Origin of the sequence: Sinomonas susongensis (genome assembly GCF_005877005.1) — a bacterium.
In the GTDB taxonomy this organism is placed as follows: Bacteria; Actinomycetota; Actinomycetes; order Actinomycetales; family Micrococcaceae; genus Sinomonas; species Sinomonas susongensis.
Genome location: NZ_SSNH01000002.1, coordinates 328,531 through 342,851 on the forward strand (window position 1 = coordinate 328,531; position 14,321 = coordinate 342,851).

The 14,321-nt window shown below is 68.7% G+C and carries 12 protein-coding genes; 1 reads left to right on the forward strand and 11 read right to left on the reverse strand.

Features of this window, described 5'->3' with window-relative positions; genetic code table 11:
- Positions 1-15: 15 nt before the first annotated feature.
- The 11 genes from ftsW to dinB form a co-directional block, all read right to left on the reverse strand.
- Positions 16-1,272 (reverse strand): putative lipid II flippase FtsW, encoded by a 1,257-nt coding sequence (gene ftsW / locus E6A21_RS04665; protein WP_138442957.1) that lies wholly within the window; start codon positions 1,270-1,272, stop codon positions 16-18.
- Positions 1,273-1,275: 3 nt separating this feature from the next.
- Positions 1,276-2,799, reverse strand: coding sequence for a UDP-N-acetylmuramoyl-L-alanine--D-glutamate ligase (gene murD / locus E6A21_RS04670; protein ID WP_138442958.1), 1,524 nt, complete (start codon positions 2,797-2,799; stop codon positions 1,276-1,278).
- Between the two features lie 17 nt (positions 2,800-2,816).
- On the reverse strand, positions 2,817-3,926 hold the full coding sequence (mraY, locus tag E6A21_RS04675) for a phospho-N-acetylmuramoyl-pentapeptide-transferase (protein WP_138442959.1): 1,110 nt from the start codon (positions 3,924-3,926) through the stop codon (positions 2,817-2,819).
- The gene (locus E6A21_RS04680; RefSeq protein ID WP_138442960.1) at positions 3,923-5,428 is read right to left on the reverse strand and encodes a UDP-N-acetylmuramoyl-tripeptide--D-alanyl-D-alanine ligase; all 1,506 of its coding nucleotides are present in this window, start codon (positions 5,426-5,428) and stop codon (positions 3,923-3,925) included. The genes mraY and E6A21_RS04680 overlap by 4 nt, the downstream gene beginning before the upstream one ends.
- Positions 5,421-7,070 (reverse strand): UDP-N-acetylmuramoyl-L-alanyl-D-glutamate--2,6-diaminopimelate ligase, encoded by a 1,650-nt coding sequence (locus tag E6A21_RS04685; protein WP_138442961.1) that lies wholly within the window; start codon positions 7,068-7,070, stop codon positions 5,421-5,423. Before E6A21_RS04685 ends, E6A21_RS04680 begins: the two co-directional genes overlap by 8 nt.
- 127 nt (positions 7,071-7,197) lie before the next feature.
- Positions 7,198-9,000, reverse strand: a complete 1,803-nt coding sequence (locus E6A21_RS04690; protein WP_138443108.1) for a peptidoglycan D,D-transpeptidase FtsI family protein — start codon at positions 8,998-9,000, stop codon at positions 7,198-7,200.
- An 89-nt stretch (positions 9,001-9,089) separates the two neighbouring features.
- Positions 9,090-9,737: a cell division protein FtsL gene (ftsL, locus tag E6A21_RS04695; RefSeq protein ID WP_138442962.1), complete on the reverse strand. Its 648-nt coding sequence runs from the start codon at positions 9,735-9,737 to the stop codon at positions 9,090-9,092.
- Positions 9,734-10,732 carry a 16S rRNA (cytosine(1402)-N(4))-methyltransferase RsmH gene (gene rsmH / locus E6A21_RS04700; RefSeq protein WP_138442963.1) on the reverse strand — a complete coding sequence of 333 codons (999 nt, stop codon included), beginning with the start codon at positions 10,730-10,732 and terminating at the stop codon, positions 9,734-9,736. Before rsmH ends, ftsL begins: the two co-directional genes overlap by 4 nt.
- A gap of 141 nt (positions 10,733-10,873) precedes the next feature.
- Positions 10,874-11,305, reverse strand: coding sequence for a division/cell wall cluster transcriptional repressor MraZ (mraZ, locus tag E6A21_RS04705; RefSeq protein ID WP_138443109.1), 432 nt, complete (start codon positions 11,303-11,305; stop codon positions 10,874-10,876).
- Positions 11,306-11,676: 371 nt separating this feature from the next.
- Positions 11,677-12,036: a DUF3040 domain-containing protein gene (locus E6A21_RS04710; RefSeq protein WP_138442964.1), complete on the reverse strand. Its 360-nt coding sequence runs from the start codon at positions 12,034-12,036 to the stop codon at positions 11,677-11,679.
- Positions 12,037-12,232: 196 nt separating this feature from the next.
- Positions 12,233-13,516 carry a DNA polymerase IV gene (dinB, locus tag E6A21_RS04715; protein WP_138442965.1) on the reverse strand — a complete coding sequence of 428 codons (1,284 nt, stop codon included), beginning with the start codon at positions 13,514-13,516 and terminating at the stop codon, positions 12,233-12,235.
- Between the two features lie 236 nt (positions 13,517-13,752).
- On the opposite strand from dinB, the gene E6A21_RS04720 reads away from it, so the two are divergent.
- Entirely contained in the window at positions 13,753-14,307 is a 555-nt protein-coding gene (locus E6A21_RS04720) for a hypothetical protein (RefSeq protein ID WP_138442966.1), read from the forward strand.
- Positions 14,308-14,321: the final 14 nt, after the last annotated feature.

Sequence of the window (14,321 nt, forward strand, 5' to 3'; positions counted from 1 at the left end):
CCTCAGGGGGCATTGCTACGTGGTGACCTTCCGCTTCGTCGCCGTCTGCGACTTCTGGGCGCGGCCGAAGATCCGCTTCGGGCGCTCGTCGCCCGCGGGTCGCATCTCCTCGCGGGCCAGAGACAAGACTACGCCGACCGCACACATACAGCTCACGAGCGCCGAGCCGCCGGAGGAGATGAAGGGCAGCGGCACGCCGACCACCGGGAACAGGCCCGTGACCATGGCCATGTTGAGGGCGGCCTGCCCGAGGATCCACGCCATGATGGTTCCGGCGAGGACCCGCGGGAAGAGTTCCTTCTGGCGCACGACGACCCGGAAGATCGCGATCGCGAGGACCGCGAAGAGGGCGAGGACGAGCAGGGTGCCGAAAAGCCCCAGCTCCTCGCCGAGGACTGAGAAGATGAAGTCGTTCTGGGCCTCGGGGATCCAGTTGTACTTCTGGCGGCTCTGGCCGAGTCCCACTCCCAGCCAGCCTCCCGAAGCGAGACCCTGAAGGCCGTTCTGGACCTGGTACCCGAAGTCGGCGCCTTGGGTGCACATGGGCGGCGACTGGCCCAGCCACTCGTAGATGCGGCACATGCGGTTCGCGCTCGTGACGGCGAAGCCGAAGGCGCCCACGCTCAGGAAGACCCCGGTCGCAATGAAGATCTTCGTGGGGATCCCGCCGAAGAAGAGGCCGGCGGTGACCACGAGCAGGATCACGAGCGTCGTCCCGAGATCGTGGCCCCAGATCACGAGGCCCGCGACCAGGAGCCCCATCGGGACGACGGGTATGAGGGCGTGGGTCCAGCGGTCGAGGAGTTCCGACTTCTTGTTGAGGACTGTGGCCATCCAGAGCGCCAGCAGGAGTTTGGCGAACTCCGAGGGCTGGATGCTGAATCCGGCGACGTCGATCCAGTTCCGGTTGCCGAGGACGCGGCTGCCGACGACCTGCACGAGCCCGAGGAGCACGAGGGTGACAGCCATCCCGGGCCACGCGAACCGTTTGAGCCACCGTACGTTGATGCGCGAGATCACGAGCATCCCGACGACGCCCAGCACGGCGAAGAGCGCCTGCTTGAGAGCCGCGCTGTAAGGGCTCTGGCCCAGCGAGATGCTCTCCACGCTCGACGCGGAGAGGACCATCATGATGCCGATTGCCGTGAGCGCGAGAGTCGAGCCCAGGATGAGGTAGTAGCCCGCGCCTGCGCCGAGCCGTCCGGAGCCTTCGAGCCGCCGCCACAGCGTTTGGGCTGTCCTCGCCGGACGCTCCTGCTGCGCTGTGGCCATCCTCTACTCCTTGCTCTGGGCCTTCCGCTCGACGAGCCCGCGCACGGCGTCGATGAACGTCGTGCCACGCTGCGCGTAGGACGCGAACTGGTCCATCGAGGCGGCCGCCGGCGCCATGAGCACCGTGTCGCCCGTCCCCGCGGCCTCCGCCGCGCGCTCGACAGCGGCGGCCATGATGGTCGCCCCGTCGGGCCGGTCCTCTTCAGTGTCGCCCGGGTCGATGCGGATGACCGGGACATTCGGCGCGTGTCGCCTGAGCGCCCCCGCGAGGTCGCTGCTGTCGACACCGATCAGCACAACTGTCTTGAGCCGGGACGAGTGCCGCGCGATGAGCTCGTCGTACGTCACCCCCTTGGACAGCCCGCCGGCGATCCATACGACGGAGCCGAACGCCGCGAGTGAGGCGCTCGCTGCGTGGGGGTTGGTCGCCTTCGAGTCATTGACCCAGACGACGCCGTCGATCGTCGCCACGGGCTGGATCCGGTGATCGCCCGGGAGATAGCTGCGCAGGCCGTCGCGGACCGCGACGGGTTCAACGCCGAAGGCGCGCACGAGGGCAGCCGCTGCGAGGGCGTTGGCCACCATGTGGCGGGGCGCGATCTCCCCGAGGTCCGCGACGGACGCGAGCTCGGCCGCGTGGTCCCGCCGCTCCGGGATGTACGCCCGGTCCACGAGGAGTCCGTCGACCACCCCGAGCATGCTCAGCCCAGGAGTGCGCGTCGTGAAGCCGATCGCCCGGCAGCCCTCGACGACGTCGGCTTCCTCGACCATCCGCTCGGTCTCGATCTGCTCGGCGTTGTAGACGGCGGCCTTCTGGGTGTTGCGGTAGATCTTGGCCTTGTCCGCGAGGTAGGCCTCGTACGAGCCGTGCCAGTCCACGTGGTCCTCGGCGACATTGAGCACGACCGACGCGACGGGCGAGAGGGATTCCGCCCAGTGCAGCTGGAAGCTCGAGAGCTCGACCACGAACGCGTCGTACTCCACCGGCTCTCGGATCGCGTCGAGGATCGGCGTCCCCACGTTGCCCACGGCAACAGCCTTGAGACCCGCGGCGCGGAGCATTGACTCGGCCATCCCCACCGTCGTCGTCTTCCCGTTGGTGCCCGTGACCGCGAGCCACGCGGCTGCCTTCCTGCCGCGCCGCGACCGGACTCGCCAGGCCAGCTCGACGTCGCCCCAGACGGGGATGTCCTTGCGTGCGGCCGCGGCCAGGACGGCCTGGTCCGGGCGCCAGCCCGGCGACGTGACGACGAGGTCCGGCAGTTCCCCCTCGACCCGCGGAAGCGCCTGGACCGCCTCGGGGCCGAGCAGCACGTCGACCGCCCCTACGATCCGGAGGGTCTCTGCCTGGGCCTGCGTGCGGTCTGTCACCGATCCGTCGACGACGACGACGCTCGCGCCCAGCTCGATGAGCGTGTCGGCCGCCGCGAATCCGGAGATGCCGATTCCGGTGACGACCACTCGCAGCCCTGCCCAGTCGGCGTCCCAGGAGGTGAGCGATGCGAGCCGCTCACGCCGTCGTTCCACGGAGTCCCTTCCCCCGGTCACAGTCCAGCCACCCACTCCGCGTAGAACACCGCCAGTGCGACGGCCACGAAGAGCCCCGCAAGAATCCAGAATCTGACGACAACCGTCACCTCGGCCCAGCCCTTGAGTTCGAAGTGGTGCTGGAGAGGTGCCATCTTGAACAGCCGTCTGCCCTTGGTGAGCTTGAAGAAGCCCACCTGGAGGATGACCGAGAGCGTGATGAGCACGAACAGGCCGCCCATGATGCCGAGCAGGAGTTCCGTGCGGGTGAGGATCGCGAAGCCGGCGATAGCAGCCCCGATCGCGAGCGAACCGGTGTCGCCCATGAAGATCTTCGCCGGCGACGTGTTCCACCACAGGAATCCGACCAGCGCGGCGCTCATGATCGCCGCGAGCAGCGCGAGGTCGAGCGGGTCGCGGACCTGGTAGCAGACCGAGCCGGGGACGCGAGCAGAGCCGCAGTGCTGGTTGCTCTGCCAGATCCCCATGAGCGTGTAGGCGCCGAAGATCATGATCGATGCCCCCGCGGCGAGGCCGTCGAGGCCGTCCGTGAGGTTCACGCCGTTGCTGGCCGCCGTGACGAGGAAGTTCGCCCAGATGACGAAGAGGATGGCCCCGAGGACCGTACCGCCGAACGCAAGGTTGAGCCACGGGACGTCGCGGAGGAACGAGATCATCGTGGACGCGGGCGTCCTGCCCTGGCCGTCCGGGAACTGCAGGACGAGCAGCGCGAAGACGATGCCGATCGCGCCCTGCCCGATGAGCTTGGCTCGGGCGCTCAGGCCAAGACTGCGCTGCTTCGAGATCTTGATGAAGTCGTCCAGGAAGCCCACGACCCCCATGCCCACCATGAGGAACAGGAGGAGCATGCCGGACATGGTGGGGCCACCTGCGTCCGGATGCATGAGCCACACGATCAGATGCGCCAGGAAGTACGAGATCACCGTCGCGAGGACGAAGACCGCCCCGCCCATGGTCGGTGTGCCGCGCTTCGTGTGGTGGCTCGTCGGTCCATCGTCCCGGATGAACTGCCCGTAGCCCTTGTGGACCAGCAGCCGGATAAACACCGGCGTGCCGACGAAGGCGAGTACGAGGGCGAGCCCGGCACCGATCAGCAGTGCGATCACATGAGCTCCGTTCGCGCGGTGTCAGTGGGCTGAGCCTGCGCGGCCCATGCTATCCGATCGCCGAGGTGCCGCAGTCCAACCCCGTTGGACGACTTCACGAGGACGAGGTCGCCGGGTTCGAGTTCGCTCTCGAGGAGCGCGTAGGCCTCGTCGATGTCCTCGACGAACGAGCATTCGTCGCCCCAGGAGCCTTCGTTGATCGCGGAGATGTACAGCGGGCGGGCCTCGCGCCCGACGACGACGAGACGGTCGATGTTGAGCCGCACGACGAGGGTGCCGACGGCCGTGTGGGCGGCGATCGATTCGTCGCCCAGTTCGAGCATCGCGCCGAGCACGGCCCACGTGCGTCGGCCGGGCCCGAGGGCGGCGAGCGTCTGGAGGGCCGCACGCATGGACTCGGGGTTGGCGTTGTACGCGTCGTTGATCACGGTCACGCCGTCAGGGCGGTCGGTGCGCTCCATGCGCCAGCGGCTCGCGGCCCCCTGGGCGGAGAGGGACTCCGCGATGGCCTCCGTCGGCACGCCGGCCGCGTGGGCCGCGGCCGCGGCGCCGAGGAGGTTCCCCACGTGGTGGGCTCCGATGAGCCGGCTGTGGACCGGCACCGGCGCGTCTCCCCCGATGCTCAGCCCGAACACCGGCCTGCCCTCCGCATCGGTGTGGCTGTCGACGGCGGCGACGAGGGTGCCTCGCCCGGCCGCCTCCTCTGCCGTCTCGGGGTGGACGGTGAAGAACGACTTCCGTGCGGAGGTCCTGGCTTCCATGGCCCGGACCCGGGGGTCGTCGAAATTCAGGACGGCGGTCCCCTCGGGGGCGAGTGCCTCGACAAGTTCGCCCTTGGCGATCGCGATGTTCTCGACGCCCCCGAACTCACCGGCGTGCGCACTGCCGACGACGAGGACGACCCCGATGTCGGGGACGACGATGTCGGCGAGGTACCGGATGTGCCCGATGCCCGTCGCACCCATCTCGATCACGAGGTAGCGGGTCGATTCGTCGGCGGTGAACACCGTGAGCGGGACCCCGACCTCCCCGTTGTACGAGCCTTGGGGCGAGATCGTCGCGGCCTCACCGGCGGAACCATCGGGAGTCGAGCGGAAGATCCCCGCGACGAGGTCCTTCGTGGTCGTCTTCCCGGCCGAGCCTGTGATGCCCACGACCGTGAACGCCTGCCCACGCGCGGCGCGAGCTTCACGGATCCGCCGGACGGCTTCCTTCGCAAGCGCGCCCATGGCGAGCACCGCGTCGGTCACGACGACGGCGGGGAAGGGGATCCCGGCGTCGTCGGTCACCTCGCGCTCACTGAGCGCCAGCACCGCGCCGGCCGCGAATGCTGCCCCGACGAAGCTGTGCCCATCGGTGCGTTCGCCCGGCTTCGCGACGTACAGCGAGCCCTCACGAGCCTCCCGCGAATCCGTCGTCACGTGGGTGGGGATGGTCTGCGGATCGCCCACGAGGCGCCCGCCGGTGATGCGGGCGATCTCCGCCGCGCTGAACTCAATCATCGGTTCTGGACTCTATCTGCTCATCGACGGGGCCGAGGAATCCGCGCGCCACGAGGGCCTCGCGGAGCTCGACGCGGTCGTCGAGGGCGTGGTTGACACCCTTGACTTCCTGGAACACCTCATGGCCGCGGCCGGCAACGAGGACGACGTCGTCCTCATGGGCGAGTTCGACGGCGCGTCGGATGGCCTCCGCGCGGGAGGCGACCTCCTCGATCGTACGGCCGAGGGACCGTGCACCGTCTTCGCTCCGGGCGCCCTCCACGACGTCCTGGCGGATTGCTGCCGGATCCTCGTCGTGCGGGTCGTCGTCGGTCACGATGACTACCTCGGCCCCGCGGACGGCCACGGCTCCCATGAGCGGCCTCTTGCCCTGATCGCGCTGCCCCGTGGCGCCGAAGACGACGATCACGCGGCCGCTCCCCTCGGCTGGGCGCACCGCGGCGAGAGCCCGCTCGAGCGCATCGGGGTTGTGGGCGAAGTCGACGACGGCCGCGGGCCGCGTGCCCACGAGCTGCATCCGGCCGGGGACCTCGACGCTGAAGGGGTCGGCGTCGTCGGCCGCCTGCTGGATCCTGTCGAGCGGGACGCCCGCGGCGTGGACCAGGAGCGCGGCAAGGGACGCGTTGGCGACGTTGAACGCCCCTGGCAGCCCGGTTCGGAGCCGCAGGGAACTGCCGTCCGGGCCCGCGAGTTCGAAGGCCGTCCCTAGGCCCTCGCGGCGGCTGTCCGCGAGCGTCCAGTCGGCCGGGGCGCCTGCGAGCGAGAGCGTCGTGACGGGGATGGGAGCAGTGTCCGCAAGGCGGCGCCCCCACGAGTCATCGACGACGACGACGCCGCGGCCCGTGCGCTCAGGCGTGAAGAGGCGCGCCTTGGCCGCGAAGTAGTCCTCCATCGTCACGTGCAGGTCGAGATGGTCCTGGGTCAGGTTCGTGAAGCCGGCAGCGTCATAGCGGACGCCGTCGACCCGGCGGTACTCGATCGCGTGCGACGAGACCTCCATCGACGCCGCCGTGACGCCCTTCTCCCGCATGAGCGCGAGCAGAGCGTGGACATCGGTCGACTCAGGAGTGGTGAGACGGCTGGGAATCGCTTCGCCGCCCGCCACGATCTCGATCGTCCCGATGAGCCCAGTCCGGTGCCCGAGGGCCTCCAGGAGCGAGTTCGCGAAGTAGGTCGTGGTCGTCTTGCCGTTGGTGCCCGTGACCCCGATGAGCACCGGGCGGGAAGCAGACTCCGGCTGGCTCTCGAAGACGAAGGCGGCGACGGGTCCGACGGCGGCTCTCGCGTCGTCGACCACGAGGACCGGGATGGTCTCGTCCTCGTCGAGTGCGAGGAGATGTGCGCCGGCCGCGTCCGTCAGGACCGCGACGGCGCCGGCCTCGACGGCCTGGGGCACGAACGAGGCCCCGTGCCGGCCAGTCCCGGGCACCGCGACGTAGAGGTCACCGGGCTCGACGCTCCGGGAGTCCAGGGACACTCCGGTGAGCTCGACGTCAGCAGTGCCTTCGCGCGGAAGCCCGAGCAGTTCTGCCACCTCGGCGAGCGGGACGGGTCTGGTGTGCTGTGGACGGAAAGCCGATCTCGGCACCGCGCCTCCGTGGGGCGCGGACGGATTGTCCGCAGAACTCGCGTGCTCGCTCACATTCACCTTCGTTGCATTTCGGGGATTCCAACTCTAGCCGCTGGACGGGAGGCAGATCGGGCCCGCCCCCGCGGCCCGGGGGATGCCGGATCGCCCCTGCTCCCCGCCAGCGGCTGGCTGTTCTGGACTACTGCGCGTACTGCGGGTAGGCGACCGGGGTCCCAGTCGACGGAGGGACGTTGTAGAGCCGCAGCGCCTGCGACATGATGCTCCGGAAGACCGGGCCCTGAGTGATGCCGTAGATGTTGCCCTGCGGGCGCTGGATGACGACCGCCACGATGAACCGCGGGTTCTCGATCGGCGCCATGCCGATGAGCGAGGCCGTGTACCCGTCGTAGCCCGGCGTCCCGTCGTCGCGTGGCGCCTGCGACGTGCCCGTCTTCGCACCCACCCGGTACCCCGGAATGCCGGCGTCCTTGACCTCGCCCATCGTCACGTCGCTCTCGAGCATGTTCTTGACGAGCTGCGCAGTCTGCGGGCTCACGACCTGGGTGCCCGGCTTCGCCGGAGACTTGCTCTCGACGCCGTTCGATCCGACGTAGCCGTCGATGAGGCGGGGCTGCACCATCGTGCCGTTGTTGGCGATCGCGTCGTAGGCGCGCACCGTCTGCAGCGTCGACTGAGTGACGCCCTGACCGAACAGGACGGTGTTCTGCTGGCGGACGTCCCACTTGTCAGGAGTCGCGAAGATGCCCGATGCCTCGCCGGGAAGACCGATGTCCGGCGTCTGGCCGATGCCGAACTTCGTGAAGTAGTCGTAGCGCTGCTGGTTCGTCAGCGCCTGACCGGCCAGGACGGTGCCGGTGTTCATCGAGTAGCCGAGGATGCCGGCGAGCGTGCGGTTCTCCGTCCCGTGGGTGAAGGCGTCGCTGAAGGTCTGCCCATCGATCGTCACGGTCGGCGGGACGGTGTATTGGCTCAACGGGTTCGCCTTGCCCTCTTGGATGAGGGCCGACATCGTGAGCGCCTTCTCGACCGATCCGGGCTCGTAGGTGGCGCTCACCGCGCGAACTCCCCTGTCCTGTGCAGCGGTCTTCGACGGGTCGTTCGGATCGACCGGGTTCGTGTCGGCCATCGCGAGGATGTCTCCGGTCTTGGCGTCCATGACGATCGCGTTGCCCCATTCCGCGTGGAGCTGGTCGACCGAGGACTGCACCGCCTGCTGAGCGAAGTACTGCAGGTCGGAGTTGATGGTCAGCTTGACGGTCTGCCCGTTCTGCGCCGGCTTCAGGTCATCCGTTGCAACCGGGATGCGCAGCCCGTCGGCCCCTATCTCGTACGTCCGCTTTCCGTCCGTGCCCGAGAGCAGCGAGTTCTGCGTCTGCTCGATGCCGGCGAGGCCGGTTCCGTCGCTCCCGACGAAGCCGACAAGGTTGCCTCCCACGGCTCCCTGAGGATAGACGCGTTGGGACGTGCCTTCCGAGAAGATGCCCGGGAAGGCCAGGTCGGAGACGCGCGACTCGACGTCCGGCGTGACGTTCCGGGCCACGTAGTTGAACTTCTTGCCTCCGGTCACGGCCGCTGTGACGCCGTCCACCGTCATGCCCAGCGCGCTTGCGAGGTCCGAGATCGCCTGGCTCCTGGTCACGGTGACGAGCTTCGTTCCGTCGCCGTCCTTCTCCGTGCGCTGGTAGTCCTTGAAGTTCGAGGACACGGTCTGGTCGACTGTGATGTTGTAGCGGATGACGCTCTGGGCGAGGATCTTGCCGGACGCGTCGACGATCTCACCGCGTTCGGCCGGAAGCACGGTCGTCTGGAGCCGTTTGTCGAGCGCGGCCTGGGCATAGCCGCCGATGTCCAGCCCCTGGACCATGACGAGCCGGCCGCCGATGACCAGCAGCAGCACGAGCATGAGGCCGACTCCGAGGCGGAGCCGACGGGTGACGTGTGGAATCCGCAGGGGTGCACGCGAGCCGCCCCGGCCTGCCATCGTCCGCCCCGTCTGCGCCGTGCTCCTGCTCGCTCTGGCCACGCTCACGTCCCTCGCTCGTTCCATCTGCCCGGCGCCGGGCCTCTCGGCTACTGGCCGGGCGTCTTCTGCTTCGGCGCGGGTACCGTCCCGCCGTTGAGCACCACCGGCGGGGCCGGGGCGGCCGGTGCCGTTGCCTTCGGCGCCGGAGATGCGGCTGGCGTCGCCTTGACCGCGGCATTGGTCTGCTTCAGCGCGTCCGCGGCGGGCGCAGGGCTTGCGGGAGTCGCGCTGTACCCGGCAACTTCGGGTGCCGCGATGACCGCGCCCTGCGGCGTGCCCTTCGCGGCAGGCTTCGGCTGGCCGGTGACCAGAAGCGTCTTGAGGTCGATCTGACCCTTCGACGTCGCCGCCACCATTCCCAATTGTGCCGCCCGGGCAGCCAGATTCTGGGGAGCCTCGTAGTTTTGGACACGCTGCTGCAGGTCCTGGTTCTGCTGCTCGAGCCCGAGCTGCTCGCTCCGGAGCTGGACGAGCTGGTACTGACCGGACGTGACGGAGATGTTCAGCACGAGCACAGTGACGAGCGCCGCTGCGAGGACGCCGAGGCAGAAGATGGCAAACGGGGCCCGCCGCCGGACGGGGAGGGTGCTGACGAGCGAGAGGGGTGCCCGTTGGGGCGCACTGGCCGGTGCGGGGCGCCCCGCTACGGCTGAGGTGCCCGACGTCATGGCCTTCGCCTGGGCTGCTGCGCTCATCGTGTGCTCCTGACCTTGATGCGTTCGGCGGCTCGCAGTCGGGCCGAGGCGGCCCGGGGGTTCTCTTCGATCTCTTCGGCAGTCGGGACCTCGGTGCCCCGTGTCACGAGCTTCAGCTCCGGTCGGTGCTCCTCGAGTTCGACCGGGAATCCGGGCGGCGCGGTGGAGCGCGAGCGGGACTGGAGGGCGTTCTTGACGATCCGGTCCTCGAGGGAGTGGTAGGACATGACGACGATCCGTCCGCCGAGGCGAAGCGAGTCGACCGCAGCCGGCACGGCCCGCTCGAGCACATCGAGTTCTTCGTTGACCTCGATCCGCAGCGCCTGGAACGTCCGCTTTGCGGGGTGACCGCCCGTGCGCGCCGCGCTGGCCGGCACGACGGACCGGATCGCATCGACGAGCTCGCCCGTGGTTGCGAATGGTCGGGTCGCCCGCTCCTCGACGATCTTCCGCGCGATACGGCCCGCGAACTTCTCCTCGCCCCATGCCCGGATGATCCGAGTGAGGTCCTCGACGGGATACGTGTTGACCACGTCCGCGGCGGTGTGCCCTCGGCTCGTGTCCATCCGCATGTCGAGCGGCGCGTCGTACGAATAGGCGAAGCCCCGCTCGCGCTCGTCGAGCTGGAGCGAGGACACCCCGAGGTCCATGAGGACGCCATCGGTGCCGTCCAGTCCGAGTCCGTCGAGGACGTCGGGGATATCGTCGTAGACGGCGTGGACGAGCCGAGCACGCTCGCCGAACGGCTCGAGGCGTCCACCGGCAAGGCGAAGCGCCTGCTCGTCACGGTCGATGCCCACGAGCGTCACGTCCGGAAAGCGTTCGAGGATGGCCTCGCTGTGGCCGCCCATCCCCAGCGTCGCATCCACGACGACCGGGCTGCGCCCGGCACTGCGTGCCGCCTCGACTCCGGGCGTGAGGAGGGCGACGCAGCGCTCCTTCAGCACGGGAACGTGCCGCTCTGATGTCGGGCGGTCGTCGTCCTGCTGCGGCATGTCCCCTCCTTCGCTGCGTTGTCCCGATACTGCGGCTGGCCGGGATCCCCCTCCGCACCGTGGGTCCCTCCCTGGCTCCGGGGAAGGTGAGCCAGGATGGGGCCGCGGGCGGCTGGAGATCTCGGTCCGCCGACCGTTGCCTCAGAGGAGCCCGGGCAGGGCATCCTCGTCGGTGTCCGAGAAGGAGGCTTCCTTCTCGGCGAGGTAGTCCTCCCATGCCTGGGCGTCCCAGATCTCCGCCCGGGTTCCCACACCGATCACGGCGAGGTCCCGGTCCAGGCCTGCATACTTCCGCAGGTTCTGGGGGATCGTGACGCGCCCCTGCTTGTCGGGCACCTCATCAGAGGCTCCAGACAGGAAGACCCGGAGGTAGTCACGCGACTGACGCGAGGAGATAGGGGCTTCTCGCATCTGCTCGTGAATCCGTTCGAACTCTTTCTGGCTGAAGACGTAGAGGCAGCGTTCCTGGCCCCGTGTCAGAACCAGCCCTTCGGCCAGTTCGTCGCGGTACTTCGCCGGGAGGATGAGCCGCCCCTTCTCGTCCAGGCGTGGCGAATGCGTACCGAGCAACACCGGCACCACCACCCGTCTGGTCCGAGGGGCAGCACGTCCCTATCCGCCCACTTCCCTCTTACAACCACCACTTTACTCCACTCTTCCCCACCGTCAATGCGACACGGGCCGATTCTTCTGTCAATGCACACGTAAAAACCGCGGAATCTCGCGAGAGATCCGGGGTGGGGGGAAGTGGGGGGGCTGGTGGACGGGCGGGGAGCGGGATTGGAGGTGGACGGGGAGCCTCAGGACTTAAACGCCGAAGGACCCGCGAGAAGCGGGTCCTTCGGGAGCTCTGCACTACGCGAGGGGAGGAAAGTGGGGGTGGGGGCGGGGAGGAAAGTGGGGCGCCTCCGGGGAGGAAAGTGGGGCTGGCTCCTGCGCCGGCCTCAGCCCTGTTCCCGCCGGCGCTCATCCCATCTGGCTTCGAGCCGAGAGAGGAATCCGCTCTTCCCGCGACCGGGGCGCGGTTGGCGCATTCGGCCAGGGCGCCTCAACGTCCCGTAGTAGACGCTCGCGCCCATGATGAGGAATCCGACGACCCCGACGAACACGTTCGAGAATTGGACCCCGCCCAGGAGCAGGACCAGAAGTCCCACGATGCCTCCGAGTACTCCGAGCACGACGTGGCGCGTCGAGAATCGCCGTAGGGCGTCGGCGCCCATGGAGTCTGCGAATTTGGGGTCTTCCTCGTGCAGCTGCTTCTCAAGCTGCTCGAGCATCTTCTGTTCGTGCTCGGAGAGAGGCATCGCGACTCCTTCATGCTTAATGCGACGGACACAGGACCGCCATCAGCACAACGCACCGGACCGACGTCCAGTTCCGCGAGCATCGGTTGGGGCTCAACGAGCTGCTGCCCCGCCCGTCTGTGATAGTTCTACGGCTGCCCGCCGATTCGATGCTTCACCAATATTCAAGGTCTTTTAAGGATAGGCTTTCGGGTTCTCATCCAAAAGAGGTGGAAGGTCCGTCGGGCCCTTCGGAGACGCCGGGGAGGGAAGGCGGACGACGCCGGTCATCGCCGTCGTCGAGGAGGCTCGCCGGGCGCAGGGAGGCCTGTCCGAACCGAGCCGTCACGGCGTCGAGCGTCTGCTCCGCGGTGCGCCAATTGTCGTCTCGCCGTTCGAGGCTCAGCTGTACCGCTCCCCCGCTGCGGGCGAGCCGCTCGCCCCGAAGGCCGATCAGTCGAACGCTCTGCGGCCGGGGACCGAGGCTCGCCAGCAGGCGGACTCCCTCCTCGAACAGCACCTGGGCCGAGTCCGTCGGGACGGTCAGCGCCCTCGACCTCGAGAGTGTCGAGAAATCGGCGTAGCGCAGCTTGAGCGCGACCGTTCCTGCCTCGACCCCGGTAGAGCGGAGCCGGCCCGCGACGCGGTGGGCCAGTCGGAGGAGCTCTCGGCGCAGGACGGCGTCGTCCGCCACGTCCGCGCCGAAGGTCTCCTCGGCTCCCACGCTCTTCTCTTCCCGCTCGGGGGTGACGCGCCGATCGTCGATTCCCCAGCTCAGCGCCTTTGCGTGCAGCCCCGAGGCACCGAGAACCCGTTGGAGCGTCGAGTCAGGCGTGTGGGCAAGGTCCGCGACCGTATGGACGCCGAGCCGTGCGAGCGCCTCTGCGGTCTTGCCACCGATGCCCCAGAGCGCGTTGACGGGCAGCGAGTGGAGATACGGCACCGTCTCCTCGGGACGGATGACAAGGAGCCCGTCCGGCTTGCAGCGGGCCGACGCGATCTTTGCCACGAACTTCGTGGCAGCGACGCCCACGGAGGCAGCCAGGCCCAGGCGCTCCCGCACGGCCGCCTTGATCGAAGCCCCGATCTGCTCGGGCGCCCCGAGCCTGCGGACGGCTCCCGAGACGTCGAGGAACGCTTCGTCGACGCTCAGCGGCTCGACGAGGTCCGTGAATTCGCCGAGAAGCCCCATGAGCTCCCGTGATACCTCGTAGTACAGCTTGTGCCTCGGCTCCACGACGATCGCGCGAGGGCACAGCCGCAAGGCGTTCGCCATGGGCATCGCGCTCCGCACCCCGTACGCGCGCGCCTCGTAGCTGGCGGAGAGCACCACCGAGCGTTCCGACGGGAAGCCGACGATGACCATCCTGCCGCGCAGCTCGGGTCGCTCCCGCTGCTCGACCCCGACGAAGAACGCGTCCATGTCGACGTGCAGGATTCCCCGACGCCGGAGGGCAGCGAGGGGCTCAGCGCCTGCTCCCCCGCCATCCCGCCTGTCCATTCCTCCATGCTAGGCCGCGTCGGCGACCCCCTCCTGCGCCCCGACCCGGCAGCCACCGCGGCAGGCGACGGAAACAGCGGCCCGTAGACTTGACCGGGGATCCGGCCCGGGTTGTCCCGGTCGGAGCCCCGAAACGACTCGAACAGGACAGCGTCAGACACGAGCGGAGGATGCGAGTGACCGTGCCGAGGGTGACAGTGCCGAGAGCGACATCGACGAAACCAGCTGCGACAAGAGTGGCACCGCGTTCTGGGAATCGCCGTGGTGGGCTCGTCCCAGTCTTCTTCCTCGCCGGCCTGCTTCTCGCGGGCTGCTCGGACACTGGCGCGACGAACGCGCAGTCCACCACGAGCACAGCGCCCTCCGCCTCTGCGACAGTGTCCTCGGCGGCGACCAGCACGGCGTCGCCCACTGTGAGTGCGAGCGACACGCCGTCGTCGTCCGCCTCCTCGACCGTCAACGCTCTCGTGCCCGGATTCCCGACCAAGGTGATTCCGATCATGCCCGGCTCGACCCCCCTCTCGACGAGCTACGACGCGACGACCAACCCGGCAAAGGCCTCTCTCGTCGCCTCGACCGGTTCGGCCTCGGCGCAGATCCTCTCCTACTACTCCGGGCAGTTCACCGGCCAGGGCTTCACTGCCGTGGCCCCGACGAGGGTCGGTACGACCGACAGCCAGGATTTCGTGCGGTCGAACGGCAAGGAGACGGTCAACGTTGCCGTCGTCGTCGTCGACGGCCGCACGACCTACACGGTCGGCGCCTCCGTGAATCCCTCGGCCCTCAAGTAGCCATGTCAGCCGAA

Excerpts from the sequence above, each read along its gene's own strand:
- E6A21_RS04690 (WP_138443108.1), bottom strand. The coding sequence starts at position 9,000 with ATGGCAGGCCGGGGCGGCTCGCGTGCACCCCTGCGGATTCCACACGTC.
- ftsW (WP_138442957.1), bottom strand. The coding sequence starts at position 1,272 with ATGGCCACAGCGCAGCAGGAGCGTCCGGCGAGGACAGCCCAAACGCTG.
- dinB (WP_138442965.1), bottom strand. The coding sequence starts at position 13,516 with ATGGACAGGCGGGATGGCGGGGGAGCAGGCGCTGAGCCCCTCGCTGCC.
- rsmH (WP_138442963.1), bottom strand. The coding sequence starts at position 10,732 with ATGCCGCAGCAGGACGACGACCGCCCGACATCAGAGCGGCACGTTCCC.
- E6A21_RS04710 (WP_138442964.1), bottom strand. The coding sequence starts at position 12,036 with ATGCCTCTCTCCGAGCACGAACAGAAGATGCTCGAGCAGCTTGAGAAG.
- E6A21_RS04680 (WP_138442960.1), bottom strand. The coding sequence starts at position 5,428 with ATGATTGAGTTCAGCGCGGCGGAGATCGCCCGCATCACCGGCGGGCGC.
- ftsL (WP_138442962.1), bottom strand. The coding sequence starts at position 9,737 with ATGAGCGCAGCAGCCCAGGCGAAGGCCATGACGTCGGGCACCTCAGCC.